The sequence below is a fragment of the Myceligenerans cantabricum genome, from assembly GCF_054777735.1.
Map to the genome: position 1 here is coordinate 271,367 of NZ_BAAHAJ010000013.1, position 15,226 is coordinate 286,592.

The 15,226-nt window shown below is 71.4% G+C and carries 17 protein-coding genes and 3 tRNA genes; 14 read left to right on the forward strand and 6 right to left on the reverse strand.

Annotated elements, in window-relative coordinates; all coding sequences use genetic code 11:
* Nucleotides 1-5: 5 nt before the first annotated feature.
* Nucleotides 6-530, reverse strand: coding sequence for a GNAT family N-acetyltransferase (locus ACYU96_RS18365; RefSeq protein WP_460756814.1), 525 nt, complete (start codon nucleotides 528-530; stop codon nucleotides 6-8).
* On the reverse strand, nucleotides 527-1,459 hold the full coding sequence (locus tag ACYU96_RS18370; protein WP_460756816.1) for a GntR family transcriptional regulator: 933 nt from the start codon (nucleotides 1,457-1,459) through the stop codon (nucleotides 527-529). The genes ACYU96_RS18365 and ACYU96_RS18370 overlap by 4 nt, the downstream gene beginning before the upstream one ends.
* Between ACYU96_RS18370 and ACYU96_RS18375 the strand changes: the two genes are divergently transcribed.
* From ACYU96_RS18375 to ACYU96_RS18430, 12 genes are all read left to right on the forward strand, one after another.
* Complete coding sequence (locus tag ACYU96_RS18375) at nucleotides 1,458-1,754, forward strand: DUF6284 family protein (protein ID WP_460756819.1); 297 nt, start codon at nucleotides 1,458-1,460, stop codon at nucleotides 1,752-1,754. The two genes, ACYU96_RS18370 and ACYU96_RS18375, sit on opposite strands and share 2 nt — an antisense overlap.
* Before the next feature lie 15 nt (nucleotides 1,755-1,769).
* Nucleotides 1,770-1,976 carry a hypothetical protein gene (locus ACYU96_RS18380; protein ID WP_460756821.1) on the forward strand — a complete coding sequence of 69 codons (207 nt, stop codon included), beginning with the start codon at nucleotides 1,770-1,772 and terminating at the stop codon, nucleotides 1,974-1,976.
* The gene (locus ACYU96_RS18385; RefSeq protein WP_460756824.1) at nucleotides 1,976-2,146 is read left to right on the forward strand and encodes a hypothetical protein; all 171 of its coding nucleotides are present in this window, start codon (nucleotides 1,976-1,978) and stop codon (nucleotides 2,144-2,146) included. The genes ACYU96_RS18380 and ACYU96_RS18385 overlap by 1 nt, the downstream gene beginning before the upstream one ends.
* Entirely contained in the window at nucleotides 2,146-4,335 is a 2,190-nt protein-coding gene (locus tag ACYU96_RS18390; protein ID WP_460756826.1) for an FtsK/SpoIIIE domain-containing protein, read from the forward strand. The genes ACYU96_RS18385 and ACYU96_RS18390 overlap by 1 nt, the downstream gene beginning before the upstream one ends.
* 2 nt (nucleotides 4,336-4,337) lie before the next feature.
* On the forward strand, nucleotides 4,338-5,519 hold the full coding sequence (locus ACYU96_RS18395; protein ID WP_460756828.1) for a hypothetical protein: 1,182 nt from the start codon (nucleotides 4,338-4,340) through the stop codon (nucleotides 5,517-5,519).
* Nucleotides 5,520-5,521: 2 nt separating this feature from the next.
* Nucleotides 5,522-5,890 (forward strand): hypothetical protein, encoded by a 369-nt coding sequence (locus tag ACYU96_RS18400; RefSeq protein ID WP_460756831.1) that lies wholly within the window; start codon nucleotides 5,522-5,524, stop codon nucleotides 5,888-5,890.
* 185 nt (nucleotides 5,891-6,075) lie between these two features.
* Nucleotides 6,076-7,071, forward strand: coding sequence for a bifunctional DNA primase/polymerase (locus ACYU96_RS18405; RefSeq protein WP_460756833.1), 996 nt, complete (start codon nucleotides 6,076-6,078; stop codon nucleotides 7,069-7,071).
* Nucleotides 7,072-7,084: 13 nt separating this feature from the next.
* Nucleotides 7,085-7,459 (forward strand): hypothetical protein, encoded by a 375-nt coding sequence (locus ACYU96_RS18410; RefSeq protein ID WP_460756836.1) that lies wholly within the window; start codon nucleotides 7,085-7,087, stop codon nucleotides 7,457-7,459.
* Nucleotides 7,459-9,183 (forward strand): DNA cytosine methyltransferase, encoded by a 1,725-nt coding sequence (locus tag ACYU96_RS18415; protein WP_460756838.1) that lies wholly within the window; start codon nucleotides 7,459-7,461, stop codon nucleotides 9,181-9,183. The genes ACYU96_RS18410 and ACYU96_RS18415 overlap by 1 nt, the downstream gene beginning before the upstream one ends.
* Before the next feature lie 13 nt (nucleotides 9,184-9,196).
* Nucleotides 9,197-10,315: a DUF3631 domain-containing protein gene (locus ACYU96_RS18420; RefSeq protein ID WP_460756840.1), complete on the forward strand. Its 1,119-nt coding sequence runs from the start codon at nucleotides 9,197-9,199 to the stop codon at nucleotides 10,313-10,315.
* 265 nt (nucleotides 10,316-10,580) lie between these two features.
* A complete protein-coding gene (locus ACYU96_RS18425; RefSeq protein WP_460756843.1) occupies nucleotides 10,581-10,787 on the forward strand; it encodes a helix-turn-helix domain-containing protein in 207 nt (68 codons plus the stop codon).
* The gene (locus ACYU96_RS18430; RefSeq protein ID WP_460756846.1) at nucleotides 10,784-11,995 is read left to right on the forward strand and encodes a site-specific integrase; all 1,212 of its coding nucleotides are present in this window, start codon (nucleotides 10,784-10,786) and stop codon (nucleotides 11,993-11,995) included. The genes ACYU96_RS18425 and ACYU96_RS18430 overlap by 4 nt, the downstream gene beginning before the upstream one ends.
* Before the next feature lie 95 nt (nucleotides 11,996-12,090).
* Here ACYU96_RS18430 and ACYU96_RS18435 read toward each other — a convergent pair.
* The 3 genes from ACYU96_RS18435 to ACYU96_RS18445 all read right to left on the reverse strand — a co-directional run bounded on the left by ACYU96_RS18435 (nucleotide 12,091) and on the right by ACYU96_RS18445 (nucleotide 12,533).
* A tRNA-Phe gene (locus tag ACYU96_RS18435) sits at nucleotides 12,091-12,163 on the reverse strand.
* A 66-nt stretch (nucleotides 12,164-12,229) separates the two neighbouring features.
* A tRNA-Asp gene (locus ACYU96_RS18440) sits at nucleotides 12,230-12,303 on the reverse strand.
* 157 nt (nucleotides 12,304-12,460) lie between these two features.
* Nucleotides 12,461-12,533, reverse strand: a tRNA-Glu gene (locus ACYU96_RS18445).
* A 92-nt stretch (nucleotides 12,534-12,625) separates the two neighbouring features.
* Between ACYU96_RS18445 and ACYU96_RS18450 the strand changes: the two genes are divergently transcribed.
* Complete coding sequence (locus tag ACYU96_RS18450) at nucleotides 12,626-12,970, forward strand: metallopeptidase family protein (protein WP_460757071.1); 345 nt, start codon at nucleotides 12,626-12,628, stop codon at nucleotides 12,968-12,970.
* 13 nt (nucleotides 12,971-12,983) lie between these two features.
* Here the strand turns inward: ACYU96_RS18450 and ACYU96_RS18455 are convergent, their stop codons facing one another.
* Nucleotides 12,984-14,117: a M15 family metallopeptidase gene (locus tag ACYU96_RS18455; protein WP_460756848.1), complete on the reverse strand. Its 1,134-nt coding sequence runs from the start codon at nucleotides 14,115-14,117 to the stop codon at nucleotides 12,984-12,986.
* A gap of 518 nt (nucleotides 14,118-14,635) precedes the next feature.
* Between ACYU96_RS18455 and ACYU96_RS18460 the strand changes: the two genes are divergently transcribed.
* Nucleotides 14,636-15,199: an antibiotic biosynthesis monooxygenase gene (locus tag ACYU96_RS18460; protein WP_460756851.1), complete on the forward strand. Its 564-nt coding sequence runs from the start codon at nucleotides 14,636-14,638 to the stop codon at nucleotides 15,197-15,199.
* The last annotated feature ends 27 nt before the right edge of the window (nucleotides 15,200-15,226 follow it).

Here is a 15,226-nt window from a genome sequence, read left to right on the forward strand (position 1 = left end):
GGCGGTTACGGTTCTCTGGTCGACACTCGGCGCTGGAACAGGGCTCCCGACCCCCGGTGCGCGAGGTTGACCGTGCGGACGTGTGTAAACCCCTTGTTCAGGTAGTAGCGCTGTAGGGCGAGGTTCGAGCGCCAAGCGTCAAGTCTGAGCCAGTTCTTGCCGACATCTCGGGCGAGGCCCGCAGCGAAGTCAAGCATGCGTCCGCCGATATCGCTGCCGCTTGCGGATCGCTGCACGATCATGCGGTGCACGTAGAGCGCGTCGTCGGGCCGGTCACCGGGACCCCAGAACTCCGGGTCTGCGTGGCGGTCCACAGTCATGGTGGCGGTGATCGAGTCGCCATCCCGGAGCACGTAGACCTCACCGCGCTTGATCCCGGCGGCGATGCCGTGCGGTGACGCGGGGTCGTAGTGTGGCGCCGCGTTCCACTGGTCGCTGCCGAGTGACGCCAGCCATTGGCGGGCTTCGTGCCGAAGCTGCTCAATCGCTGGCGCGTCGTCGGGCGTCGCCCGTTCGAGTGGCAGCGTCACTTTTCCTCGTCAGGGTCGGGCAGGCCGGGCCGCTCAAAGACGATGACGTGGCGATCGCCCGGCAGGACCGTCACCGCGACGCGGAGCGGCTTGCCGTCGCGGTCGTACCCGGTCGTGAACTGGCACGCGATCGGTGTTCCCGGTGCGAGCTCGAGCCGGTGCTGCTCGTCCGGGCGCGGCATGCGGATGGTGAACTCATCGGTCGCGCGGACCTGCACGTGGCCCGCGTCGGCGAGAGCGCGGTTGGCGCCGCGGGCGATGTCCTCGGGCGACATGACCTCGGTGTCCTGCGCGATCGACAGAGGGAAGTACGAGTCGTTCGTCATGAACGGTTCGCCCTCCAGGTACCGCACGCGACGCCGGACGACGGCATGGTCACCCTCGGTGAGTTCGAGGCGCTTGGCGACCTCGTCGGAGGGTTGCACGATCGCGACGTCGATCGTCTGCGTCGGCTCCCGGCCGGCCTCGGCCAGCTCCGTGAGGAACGTGTCCTTGGGTGCGTCCTCGGGACGGACGGTGAGGTCTGACTGCGGGCGGTACTGCATGTGGCGACGACCGCGCACGAAGTAGCCGTGTGGCCGCTGTGCGCGGATCAGGCCGTCGCCGACGAGGATCGCGAGAGCTTCGCGGACCGTATTGCGAGACACGCCGTAGGTATCGGTGAGCTCCCGCTCGGGCGGGAGCTTGTCATCCTGCTTGAGCTTGCCGGTGAGGATCTGATTGCGCAGGTCAGCCGAGATTTCCGCCTTGCCTACGCGCCCTCGGATCGGTGCGGCTTCCACGGGATTGGCTTCCTTCCGATTGTTGGATGGTCCAGTCATTCTAGACCTTGGGGTTGACGCTCCGCTCTCGGTGTGGTCCACTTCATTGCACAGATGGTCCAGACCATCTGGTTGGACCAGGCAATCAGTCGAGAGGTTTCGTGTCATGAGAGCTACCGAATCGGACGGCCGCGAGCCGTCGTTGTCGGCTTTGGCCGCGATCGAGGCTGAGTGGCCGGTGATCGAGGCCGAGTGCGCGGTGGTGGACGCGGAGTGCGTCCTGGCCGTGCGTCCGAGTGAGGTCGCGGTGCGTCGTCACCGTCAGGCCGTGGCCGCTCTGGCTGCGGTGTCGCGCAAGTCCCCGGCCGCCCGTGTGGCGGTCGTCAAGGTCCGCCGCTCCGGTGGCCGTCGTTCGATCCGTTCCCGTTCCCTGGCCGTCGCGGTCGCGTCGGCTGCTGCCTGAGAAGGAGGAAGGCTCATGGTTTCGTTCTCTGCGTTCGCGATTCTGACGATTGCCGCGCTGGTGGGCTTCTGGACGAAGAAGCTGCCCGTGTGGCCGGTCGTGTTCGGTGTCCTGTGGGGCATCGCGATGGCCGCCACGGCGTTCGGCCCGGCGCTCCTGGACGGCTTCATGACCGCCATCACCACGGTCGTGAACACGTTCTCCGGCGTGGCGGGTGCCTGATGGGCGCCCGGGGGCCGCAGGTGCGCGACCGTGTGCGCCTGACCGACGGCAAGGTCGGAAAGATCGTCGCCCGCGAGGTGCGCAACCGCCGCACGGTGCACTACGTCGTCCAGTTCGAGGACGGCAGCACCCGCGGCGTCGGTCCCGACGAGATCGCGGGGGGTGCCTGATGACGCACGAGTCCGAGGGCCGTACGCCCAGTGATGCCGAGCTGGCGGAGCTGGTCTACGGCAACAACCCCGTGGTGGGTGACGGGCTGGACCAGGGCATGGTTCAGCCGGAGGACAACCCCGGACCCGCCGCCGCTGAGGTGATCGACGCGCCTGCGCCCTCGGCCGAGGTCGCGGCGCGTCCGGCGCGGGTGGTTGAGCACCGTCCCGACAGCGATGTTCCCGTGTGGCCGGAGTGGTTGACGTCGTGGGACGTGTTCGTTCCGGCGTTCCGCCGGCACGCGAAGTTCCTGGCGACCTGGTCCGCGCACCACGGTGTGCGGGCACCGTTCCTGTACCTGCCCAGGTTCCTGGGCCGGGCCGCGATCGGCCTCGGTGTCTGTACCAAGGCGGTGGCCCGGTGGGTGCTGGACTCGGAGAACAAGGCCAAGCGGAACGCGCTGATCGCGGGCGCCCGTGGCACGGCGGAGTACAAGACGCTGCGCAAGGAACACGCTGACGGTGTGCGTGCCCGTCTCGGTGGGCTGGCCGCCGCGGGTGCCCTGTTCGGGGTGGCTGGGGTGACGACGTACGCGAACGTCGGGCCGGATGGCCTGACCGTCGCGGCGGTGTCGGCCGGTGCCGCCGCGATCACCGCGTTCGGTGTGGTCGGTACGCGGCGGGTAGCCAAGCCGATCGCGGACACCGCCACGAGCGAGGTTCCCAAGCTCACGGTCGACGTCGTGCAGGAGGCGCTGCTCACCCTGGGTCTGGGCTCGCTGGGGGAGGCCAAGCGTGGCCTGGCGGAGATCAAGGTGCTGCGCATCTTCCCGGCCACGGGCGGGGTCGAGATCCACATCGATCTGCCGCCCGGCGCCACCGCGGCCGACGTGATCGAGCGCAAGGAACGCCTGGCGGCGGCCCTGCGGCGCCCGATCGACTGCGTGTGGCCCGAGGGCAACCCCAAGGCCCACCCCTCCCGTCTGAACCTGTACATCGCCGACAAGGCGCTGTCCGAGCGGGGCGCGGTGCCGTTCAAGCACCGCCTCAAGGGTGAGACCAACGTGTTCGAGGACCTGGAAATCGGGCAGGACCAGCGCGGACGACCCGTGACCACGTGCCTGATGTACAACAACGGGATCATCGGCGGCCTGCCGGGCATGGGCAAGACGTTCCTGCTGCGCGTGCTGATCATGGCCGCCGCGCTGGACCCGCGCACCGAGCTGCACATTCACGAGCTCAAGGGCACCGGGGACCTGCTCCCGTTCGCCCCGATCGCACACGTGTGCCGCTCCGGAGACGACCCCGAGGACCTCAAGGCCCTGCTCGCCGACCTGCGGGCCGTGCAGGCCGAGATGCGCCGCCGCGCCGCGGTCATCCGGTCCCTGCCGCGGAGCGTGGCCCTGGAGTCCAAGGTCACCGACCAGCTCGCCGCGGTGGGGAACCCGCACGGGTTCAAGCCGCTGCTGCTGGTGATCGACGAGTCACAGCTCGGGTTCTCGGCCTCGCCTGAGGCCGAGCTGCTGGTCGAGGACATCACCCGCCGAGGCCGGGCGCTGGGAATCATGGTGTGGCTTGCCACGCAGCGGCCGAACAAGACCGCCATCCCCACCGGCATCTCCGCCCTGCTGTCCCTGCGCATGTCCCTGCGCGTGGGCGACCAGACCACCAACGACATGGTGCTGGGCACCTCCATGTACAAGGCCGGGCACCGCGCCACGATCTTCTCCCAGGAAGACAAGGGCGTGGCCCTGCTCGCGGGGGAGAAGTCCGACCCCCAGTTGGTCCGCGGCGCGTACATCGACGGGGAACTCGCCGACAAGATCGTCGAGCGCGCCCGCACCGTGCGTGAGGCCCGTGGCCTGCTCACCGGGGAAGCCGCGGGCGAGATCGCCGCGGACACCGACCACTCGACCATCCTCGATCACATCCTCGCGGTCTGGCCCGCCGAGGACCCGGAGTGGCCCAACGGCAAGATCTGGTCCTCCGTACTCGCCGAGCGCCTGGCCGAGCACAAGCCCGCCCTCTATGAGGGGTGGACCGGTCCGCAGGTGACCGCCGCGGTCAAGAACCACGGCGTCCCGGTCACCAAGTCGGTCAAGCGCCCCGGCGGCGGCGTGCAGGTCGGGTTCACCCGCACCCACATCAGCGACGAGCTCGGCACCACCGACACCACCGACACCGCTACGACGAACGACAAGGAGGACTGACCATGAACCCGCTCACCCGCCCCACCAGCTCCCGCGGCCTCGTGCTCGCCGCCGCCGTCTCCGTCGCCCTCATCTCCACCGTGGGCGCCTACCTCGCCATGGTCGCGTTCGGCATCGACGTGCTCGCCATGGACCCCGGCACCGCCTACGCCACCGCCGGAGTGTTCGAGCTCTCCCTCGTGACCGTCGCCCTGCTGGCCCGGGAGGCCGCCAAGGACAACCGCCCCGGCGGGACGCTCCTGACCCTCACGTGGGCGCTGTCGTCCGCGTCGGGCGGGTTCGCGGCCTGGCACGAGCTCTACATCGCCCACCCCGCCGGCGCCGCGGTCTTCCGGTTCCTCGTGCCCCTGCTCGCGGCACTCATGTGGCACCTGGCCCTCATCGGGGACCGGCACCTGGCCACCGGGCAGTCCTGGACCGGCGCCCGCCAGGCCCGCCGCATGCACGCCCTGTTCCTGGCCACGGAAGACCTGTTCCGCGCCCAGCACCACGGCGGCCGCCGCCTCGCCGCGGCCGAGGCGCGCCGCCGCCGGGCGCGCGCCGTCGCACTGCGCACCGTGCCCCCGGAGGCCATGCGTGGCCAGGTCGCCACCTGGGTTGAGGCCCTGGGCGCCGTGGGCGAGGGCACCGCCGACGTGGCCCGGCTGCACACCGAGGACCGCGCCCGCCTGTCCGCCATCCTCACCCCCGGACACACCGCCGCTCCCGCCCGCCTGTCCGGGCCGGACAGCACCCCGGACGCCTACGTGGTCGCCGCGGCCGGACACGTGGCCGCCGAGGTCACCGACATCACGACCGACACCGCCCGTGTCCGGGCCGGACAGACCCGGCGCACCGCCGCGGCAGGCGAGGCACGCGGCGCCTCACGCGCCACCACCCGCACCCGCCGCGCCGCCCGTCCTGCCGGGGCGGACAAGGCCGCCCGGCTCGCGGTCGTGTCCGCCCTACTGACCGACCGGCCCAACGCCACCGCGTCAGCCGCCATGTCCGCCCTCGCCTCGGCCGGACACCACGTGACCGACCGCACCGCCCGCCGCCTGCTGTCCGAAGCACGCACCACCGAAACCGCCCCGGACACCACGCCGGACGCCAACCGCACCACGACCCCGGACACGACGGCCAACGACGAGACGACCCGCACCGCGGCGCCCACGGTGGTGCCCGTGCTTGCCGAGGTGAACTGACCATGACCCACACCCCGAAGCCGAACCGACTGGACCAGGCCGAGGCCGCAGAACTGATCCGGGACGCGCGCGCCCTCATCGCGGCCGTCGAGACGGGCATCACCCGGGTCGGCATCCTGTTCGCCCTCGCCGCCGCGGCCACGATCGCCGCCATGAAGGCCGACCTGCACGTCATCGCGGAGGCCACCGCCTTGATCGCCCTGATCGCGTTCGCCGCCGCGCTGCTCGGAGTCCTGTTCCGCATCACCCTCGGCGACCCGCCCGACACCGACGACCGCGTCGCCGCATGGTGGCCCGACGACGGCGACGACGCCCCCGACGAGACACCCGGCAACCCTCGCCGCGGTAGTGGAAACCCCCACTACCAGTAGTGCCGCCACTACCCCCGGGAACCGCGTGATTCCGCGGAAGTAGCGAGGTAGCCACCCTCCCGGCGACCCCCGCTCCACCCCCGAAACCCCACCCCCGCCAGGGCACGGCGGGCACTACCACTACCCGCCGTGCCCCTACCCCGCTCATGCCCGAAACGCCCCAGATTGATCGAGAGGAGTACGCCATGAACGCCACGCATGCGGGTAGCTCGCTCGCCGACAAGTACCACGGCGCCCTGCTGGCCGCCGCCCTGGAGTACGCGGCCAACGGCTGGCACGTGTTCCCCCTCACCCCTGGCACCAAGCGGCCCGCCGCCCCGCGGCACGTCGAGGGCGACTGCGACCACACCGACCCCTGGTGCCGCGGAGGGCATCGGGGCTGGGAGCCGCGCGCCACCTGCGACCTGGACCGGATCACCCGCGCCTGGAACTCGCGGCCGTACGGGATCGGGATCGCGACCGGGCCGTCCGGGCTGCTGGCGATCGACACCGACATGCCCAAGCCCGGTACGACGACGCCCGAACACTGGTCCAGCCTCGGCGTGACCACCGGTGAACAGGTGCTCACGCACCTGGCCGACGAGGCGGGCGCCGAGCTGCCCGCCACATGGACTGTGACCACGCCATCCGGTGGCGTGCACCGCTACTACCGGCGCCCCGCCGGAGTGGAGCTGCGCAACACCCGTGGCGAGCGCGGCGGGCTGGGCTGGCTCATCGACACCCGCGGCATCGGCGGGTACGTCGCCGCCCCACCCACACGCACCCCCGGCGGGCTGTACCAGGTCACGGTTCCCGAACCCGTGGCCGAGCTGCCCGCCTGGATCACCGAACGACTCACCACCACGCCACCCACCCCGCCGCCGGGCACCGTGCGGCGCATCACGCCTCACCTCGGCGCGAACGTGCCGCGGTACGTGGCCGCCGCCGTGAACGGCGAGGTGCGCAAGGTCCGCGAGCTGGGCGAGGGCGGCCGCAACCACGGCCTGTTCTGCTCCGCGCTCGCCCTCGGTCAGCTCGTGGCCGGTGGCTCCCTGCCCGCCCCCGACGCGTTCAACGCGCTCATCGACGCCGCCTCAGTCCACTTCGGCATTGGCACCCCGCCGTTCACCGAGGCCGAGGCCGCACAGACCATCCGCTCCGGCTTCCGCCGCGGCGCCAACAACCCCCGCACCCCCGCCTGAACAGGAGAACGACATGGCCATCATCACCACCAGCGCCGAACACCTCGCCCGCGACTACGCCGCCCGCCAGCTCGCCGAGATCCGCCGGGAGCACCCCCGCTCGACCAACGGGCGGGAGCTGCTATGGGAAGCGATGAACTCCGCCGCGCGGATCGCCGCCGCCTTCCTTGAGGCCGACGTTCCGGCCGAGGCCGCCGTCTACGCCCGCGCCTACCGGCTCCTGAACGACTCCTGGCAGCGCCTGATCGAGCGCCACAAGGCCGAGCGCGCCGCCCGCGACGCCGCCTGGGCCGCGTGGCTCGCCGCCCACCCCGCCGCTCCCCACCCCGGGCCGTTCTCCGGCCCCGACTGGGACAGCATGACCGGCGACAACGGGGAGGTGCGCTGATGCTGCGTCTGACCGACTGGTTCTGTGGCGCTGGTGGCGCTACCCAGGGCGCTCACGCGGTGCCCGGTGTCGCTCCGGTGCTTGCGGCGAACCATGACGAGCTCGCGATCGCGTCGCACTCGGCGAACTTCCCGGGTGTGGAGCACCACCGCGGGGACATCCGGGACCTGGACGTGGCCGGGCACCCGTATGCGGAGTTGTTCTGGGCGTCCCCGGAGTGCACGAACTGGTCCCAGGCCAAGGGAGCGCCGGTGGACTTCGACGTGCAGCCGGGCCTGTTCGGGGATGAGGAGATCGCCCAGGACGTGGCCCGTTCTCGCGCCCTGATGCAGGACGTGATCCGCTACCTGGACGGCATGATCCTGCGGCAGCGGCCGGTGCTGGCGGGTGTGGTGGAGAACGTGGTGGACGTGCGCAAGTGGGAGCACTGGCACGTGTGGCGGCGCCGGATCGAGCACCTGGGCTACCGCACCCGCCTCATCGCCCTGAACTCCATGCACGCCCAGGCCGCCCGTACTCCCAGGGCTCCGCAGTCGCGTGACCGGCTCTACCTGGCCTACTGGCACGAGTCCCTGCGCCGAGACCCTGACTGGGACCGCTGGCTGCGCCCGGCCGCCTGGTGCCCCGACTGCGACCAGACCGTGGCCGCGGTGCAGGTGTGGAAGCGCCCGGGCGTGGACATGGGCAAGTACCGCCAGCAGTACGACTACCGGTGCCCGAACATCACCTGCCGGGGCCGGGTCCTCGAGCCCGACGTCCTGCCCGCGGCCGCGGCGATCGACTGGACCCTGCCCGGTACCCGGATCGCGGACCGGCCCCGACCGCTGGCCGACAAGACCCGGGCGCGGATCGGCGCGGGCCTGCGCCGGTACGCCCGCCCGATCGTCGTGGAGGCCGGCGGGCACCAGTACGACGCCGCCGACCCCAAGCACCCCCAGCACGCCCGGCCCGGCGCCTACTACCGCGCCTGGCCCGCCAACGACCAGCCGTTCAAGACCCTGCACACCGCCCTGACCAAGGCCATCGCGGTCCCGCCGCTCCTGGTCCCGGTCGAGGGCCGCGACGGCAAGCACGCCACCCCCGCCGACGCGCCGATGCGCACCCAGACCGCGCGCAACGAGACCGGGATCGCGATCCCCGCGATGGTGGCCGAGCTGCGCGGCGGAGGCTCCACCGCACGCCCGGCCACCGACCCGCTCGCCACCGTCACAGCCTCGGGCAACCACCACGGCCTCGTGATCCCGCCCCTGGTGATGCGGAACAACAACGGCGGCGCCGAGATGTCCACCCCCGCCACCGAGCCGCTGCGCACCCTCACCACCGCCGGACACCAGTCCCTGCTGACCTGGGGCGCCCCGAACGCGCACGACCCCGGCATGCGGGACCTGACCCGCGCACTACCCACCCCGACCACCGAGACCGACCACGCGCTCCTGACCGCAGCCGACTGGGACGCGGTCGTGGACGACTGCCTCTTCCGGATGCTCGAACCCGCAGAGATCCACACCGGCATGGCCTTCAACAGCGACTACATCGTCCTGGGCTCCAAGCGACAGAAGGTCCGCCAGCTCGGCAACGCCGTCACCCCGCCCGTGGCCGAAGTCCTCATGTCCGCCCTCGTCGAAACCATCACCGGCCAGCCCACCCCCGACACCACCACCACGACGGCCGCCGGCCTGCCCGCCACCGCCCTCACCACCGCGATCACTGGCCTCGCGGCCTGAACAGGAGGACACCATGAACACCACCGCACCCGCTACCCCGCCCCTGGTCCAGCCCGAACCCCCGACCGATGGCGCCGCCCTGCTGAACCAGGTCGCTGCCGCGTTCCGCAAGTACGTCATCCTGCCCGACGAGCACGCCCTCACGGGTGTGGTCCTGTGGGCCGCCGCCACGCACGCCGCCCCGGCGTGGGCGCACGCCACGCGCCTGGTCATCCGGGCGCCTGAGAAGCGGTGCGGCAAGTCCCGCCTGCTCCAGATCGTCCAGGCCCTGTCCCACCGGCCCCTGATGTCGATCAACGTCTCGTCGTCGGCCATGTACCGGTCGATCGCGGAGGACGAGAACGACCCGCCCACCGTCCTGATGGACGAGGCCGACACCGTGTTCGGCCCCAAGGCAGGCGAGAACGAGGACCTGCGCGGCCTGCTGAACGGCGGGTTCGACCGCGAGGGCTACACGCTGCGGTACGACGCCGGTATCCGCAAGGTCGAGCGGCTGTCCACCTTCGCGATGGCGGCGCTGGCCGGTATCGGGGAGATGCCCGACACGATCGAGGACCGCGCCGTGGTCGTCGTGATGCGACGCCGCGCACCGGGCGAGACCGTCGCCCCCTACCGGGTGCGGCGCGACCGGCCCGGCCTGGACAAGCTGCGCGCGGACCTCGGGCGCTGGATGCGCTCCAAGATGCGTGACCTGGAACTGGCCACGCCGCCGATGCCGATCGAGGACCGCGCCGCGGACCTGTGGGAACCGCTGATCGCCGTGGCGGACGAGGCCGGGGGTGACTGGCCCGACGCCGCACGCGCCGCCGCCATTGCCCTCTCGGAGGCGCGGGAGGCGTCGGCTACCAAGTCGATGCAGACCCGCCTGCTCGCGGACTGCCGGGCCGCGTTCGCCGACGCCGACGCCCTGCCCACCGCCGCACTCGTCGAGCGGCTCAAGCTCGACGACGAGGCGCCGTGGCAGACCTACGGCAAGGTCGGGCTGACCCCGCGCCAGCTCGCCGACCTGCTGCGCGAGTTCAACATCGCCTCGGCCAACATCACGTTCCCCACCGGCCGCGCCAAGGGCTACCACCGTGGCGCCTTCACCGACGCCTGGAACCGGTACTGCCCACCCATCACGACCGACTGAACCAGCACCGGACAGGGGGAGGCACCGTACCTGCCGTACGCGCCGTACGCCCCGACCAAACCCGCAGGTAAAACCCGGTTCTACCGCGTACGGCACGCCAACCCCCGATCCGTACACGTGCCGTACGCCAACCCGCCTGCCGTACCCGCCGTACACCTGCCGTACACCCCAAAAACCGCATCCCACCTGCCCGAACGCGCCGACCGTACGGCACGTACGGCACGTACGCCGACCCCGCCCAAGCCATGCACGAAAGGAACCAGCGATGAGTACCGACAGCACGCCCGCCGCGCCCATCGTCCCTGTCGTCTACCGCGTCGAGGAAGCCGCCCAGGCGCTCCGCATCTCACGGTGCACCGCCTACGAGCTCATCCGCTCCGGAGAGCTCCGCTCAGTCAAGATCGGCGCCCGCCGCCTCATCCCCGTGGCCGCCGTCACCGAGTACATCGAGACCCTGAGGAGTGCAGCATGACCGCGACTACCGAGACCAAGCAGGACCGCCGTCCCAGAGGCGAAGGGAGCCTGTACTTCGACGCCAAGCGAGACCGCTGGATCGCCGTGCAAATCGTCGGATACAACGGGCGCGGGAGGCCGATCAAGCGCAAGGGGAGCGGCAAGACCGAGTCCACCGCTCTCCGCGAGATGCGCAAGCGGGTGCGCGAGTACGAGGCAGGCCTCGTGCCCCGGGCCGAACGGCTCACGGTGAGTCAGGCCGTCGAGGACTGGCTCGAATTCGGTCAGACCGGCGAGGCCGCGCGCACGCACCGCGACAACCGCGACATGTACAACAACTACATCAAGGACCACCTGGGCGGCCGGAAGCTGAAGGAGCTCCGCGCCGAAGAGGTGGACAAGTGGCTCGCGTCGTTCACGGCGTCGGTCGGCACATCGATGCTGAGGCACATGCACTCCGTGCTCAACCGCTCGGTGCGGCGGGCGGCGGCGCGCGGGTACGTCGAGCGGAACGTCGTCGAGTTCTGCAAGGTGCCGAAGGGGCGCCCCGGGCGGCGGTCGAAGTCGCTCACGATGGAGCAGGCGCGCGCCGTGCTGGAGCACCGGAGCGCACGTGAGCACTGGATGTACCCGTACATCGTGCTGTCGCTCGTGGTGGGTATCCGCACGGAGGAGGCGCGTGCGCTCACGTGGGACCGGGTTCGCCTCGCCGCGGACGAACAAGGCGGGCCGCCGTCCGTCGAGGTCTGGCGCTCGGTGCGTGAGAGCGGCGACACGAAGACTCAGCTCTCGCGCCGGACGCTCGCGCTCCCGGAGATCGCCGTCGAGGCGCTACGGGGGCAGCGGCAGTGGCAGACCGAGAAGCGCGACGCCGCGGGCGCCAAGTGGCAGGACACCGGCCTGGTGTTCACGACCGGAGTCGGAACGTGGCTCAGTGCCGACAACGCGCGCCGCGACTTCCGGAAGGCGCTCCGCGGTGTCCCTGGAATCGACGCTGCCGAGTGGACGCCCCGCGAGCTGCGCCACTCGTTCGTCTCGCTGATGTCATCCAACGCGGTGCCGATCGAGGAGGTCTCGCGCCTCGTCGGCCACAGCAACACGATGGTGACCGAGCTCGTGTACCGGCACGAGCTGCGCCCGGTGGTCCAGACCGGCGCCCAGGCGATCGACGGGATGCTCGACCGCGAAAGGCGGGAGTCGAAAAAGCGCGTCGCGGAGGAATCTTGAAGCAATAGAACCCCAGTTAGACCCCCAGCGATGGGAAGTCGGCCGTAGAACGCCAGCAGGCCAGAGCCTAAGGGCTCTGGCCTGCTGTTTTACGGTGGCTCCGACCGGCGTCGATCCGGTGACCTTTCGATTTTCAGTCGAACGCTCTACCAACTGAGCTACAGAGCCGCGACGCGTGTGCGCCGTGCGCGAAAGCCCGGTGCGTCGATACCGACGATACCGGGCCATCGAACGCGACCCTGACGGGACTTGAACCCGCGACCTCCGCCGTGACAGGGCGGCGCGCTAACCAACTGCGCTACAGGGCCATGATCGCTTCCCGCGACCAAGGTGGTCCGCCGTGCGAACCGAGAGAAGCCTAACCCACCTGGCGGCGGAACCGGAAATCAAATCCGGTGCCGGTCGCGATGGCGTGCCTCACACCCGGCGAGACATGCCTTGACCTGCGGATCTAGCCCCTCTGCGTACCCCCAACGGGATTCGAACCCGTGCTACCGCCGTGAAAGGGCGGGGTCCTGGGCCGCTAGACGATGGGGGCCGGACGCGGAAAGTCTACAGGCGAGACGGCATGCGTCCAGGTCGGTTCCGCTACCCCGACGCGGCGTCCGTCATGATGGGTTCGTGGTGGAGATGACGCGCGACGAGTTCGAGGAAGCGGTCGGCGAAGGGCTGGACCTGGTGCCCGCGGAGCTCGCGGCGCAGATGGACAACGTCGTCGTGCTCGTGGAGGACGACGCGCCCGCCGACGACCCGCACCTGCTCGGGCTGTACGAGGGGGTGCCGCTCACCGAACGGGATCACCACTGGGCGGCCGGCGCGCTGCCGGACCGCATCACGATCTTCCGGAACCCCACGCTGGCTTTCTGCGAGAGCCGCGACGAGGTGGTGGACGAGGTGGCCGTCACCGTGGTGCACGAGATCGCCCACCACTTCGGCATCGACGACGAGCGCCTCCACCAGCTCGGCTGGGCGTAGCGGGCGAGGCCGGTCAGTCTCTCGTGCCGTACTCCCAGTGCCAGGCCTCGGGCTTGGAGCCGCCAGGTTCCGCCCAGGCCGGGTGCGTCCAGCCGTGCTTCCCCGCGGTGGCGGCCATCCACCGGTACTCGGCCGTGCCGAAGGTCGAGATGCCGCCGCCCAGGTCGAGTGCCTGGCCCAGCCCGTGGTTCGACGTCCCGGGAGGGGCCGCCAGGCCGCCCTTGGCTGCCGCGACCGCCACCTGGTCCGCGTACGACCGGTAGGAGTCGTTCACGGTGAGGTTGCGCCCGAACGCCGACCGGAACGCGGAGTTCAGCTTCTCGGCGGCGGCCGCGGCGTCGCACCGCAGCGTATCGCCGGGCGCGAAGGACAGGTCGCACAGCAGGTTCGCCGGGATCATGCCGTTCCCGTGCCGCTTCGCTCGGGCGGCGAGCTGGGCGTTCGCCCGCCGCTCCGCGGCCTCGGCCGCGGCGGCCTTCGCCGCCCGGGCCGCGGCCACCTTCGCTGCCTTGGCGGCGAGCTCCTTCTTCGTGGGCCCTGGGGCCACCTCGGAGACGGCGTCCTCCGACGGCTTCTCCAGCAGGTCCGAGAGCGCCTCGGTGGCCTCGTCGAGCTGTTCCTCCGAGACCTCGCCGTCCGGCGTCGTCGCTCTCCCGGACTGCTCGCCCTCCTCGCCGGGCAGGGGCGACCGCTCCTCGGAGCGGGACGCACGCGTGGTGCGCTCGGCGAGGGCCGCCGCTGCTGCGGCGGCGACCGGATCCTCCTCGGACGAGGCCGTGGTGGCCGCGACGACGAGCTCGCGGACCTGGGCGGCGGCGGCTTCGATGCGCTTCGCCTTCCAGGTCTTCAGGTCGCTCGACGTCGCGAGGTGCTGGGCCTCCACGAGGGTGTGGGTGGCGGTGGCGAGAGCCTTCCTGGTGCCGGCGTCGAGGGTGGTGTCCGTGTCGGCGGCGTCGAGGACGGCCGACGCGGTGCCGGGGAGCTCGGTGGACGGGGTCGCGACGGCCGCGGTGAGGCCGTCATGGGTGGTGCTCACCGGGGACGCGACGGCGGGAGCACTCATGCTCAGCGCGCCGATCGCGACGACCGCGGCGAAGGCGGTGCAGCGGGCGACAGGGTGTGCGACAGCGATGTGGGGGTGCGTCACGCGGCTTTCCGTTCGTGCACCGGCGCGGGCGCTGGGGAGCCACGGACTCGTGAGGGGGGCACCCCTCAGGGGGCGAATCCGTGCGCGCTGGTGTTTTGTGTGGGGCCAGTGAGCGCACTCGTCCGGGGACGAGGGGCCATGGCATGCCGCCGTGCGGGCTCGCGGGGGCCGAGCGGATCTCGGACCCGCGCCGGATTCTCCTGCGGCCGCTGGCTCGCATCGGCGGGCTCGGGGCTCGCTCCGGCGTCGGCGACCTTTCCATGGTGGGGGGTCGTCGCGGTACGGCAACGACGTTTCGGCGCGATGTTGGTCACAAAGTCAGTAGGCGTCCGGTGGCCGTCGCGTGAAGGTCGGGACACAGGTGACGCCTCGATCGCTCCGGCGCCGGCGATTCCGGCTCCGGATCGGCGCGTCCGGACCCGGTGACGCCGGACACAGGTGTCCGTATCGTGAGACGCGACCTCCCGGTGGCGGGTTTCGCAGGACGGGAGGGCCGGCGTCGTCGTTGACTGCTGGACATGACTTCCGCCCCGACCGTCCCGGTGACCGTGTCCATCCACCGCGTCGTGAGCCCTGAGCACGTGCCCGAGGTGACGCGCTGGGTGCAGGACGGCGTGAACCTCGCCAACCGGTGGGACGGGTTCCTCGGCTCGGGGTGGGTGCGGGCTGCCGAGGGGGCGAGCGACTGGTTCATGCTCTACCGGTTCGCGGACGCGACGCGGCTCGACGCCTGGGAGCAGTCCGAGGAGCGCGGCGCGTGGCTCGCGCGCGGCGCCGGGATCGTGGAGGAGCGCCAGATCGAGCGCCGGACCGGCATCGAGGGCTGGTTCGACGACCCGGTCCGGGCCGACGACGCCGTCCCCGCGCCGCCCCGCTGGAAGCAGGCCACGAGCATCTGGCTCGGGTTCTTCCCGGTGAACCTGCTCTTCACCTGGCTGTCCACGCAGTTCGTCCCGGGCTGGGGCGACCTCCCGCTCGTGCTCCGGGTGCTCGTCTCCACCCTGGTCCTCACCCCCGTCATGGCGTACTGGGTGCTCCCGTGGGTGACCGGGCGCCTGCACGGCTGGCTGCACGCTCGGTAGACCCCGGCCACCCCGGTCGCCCGGACT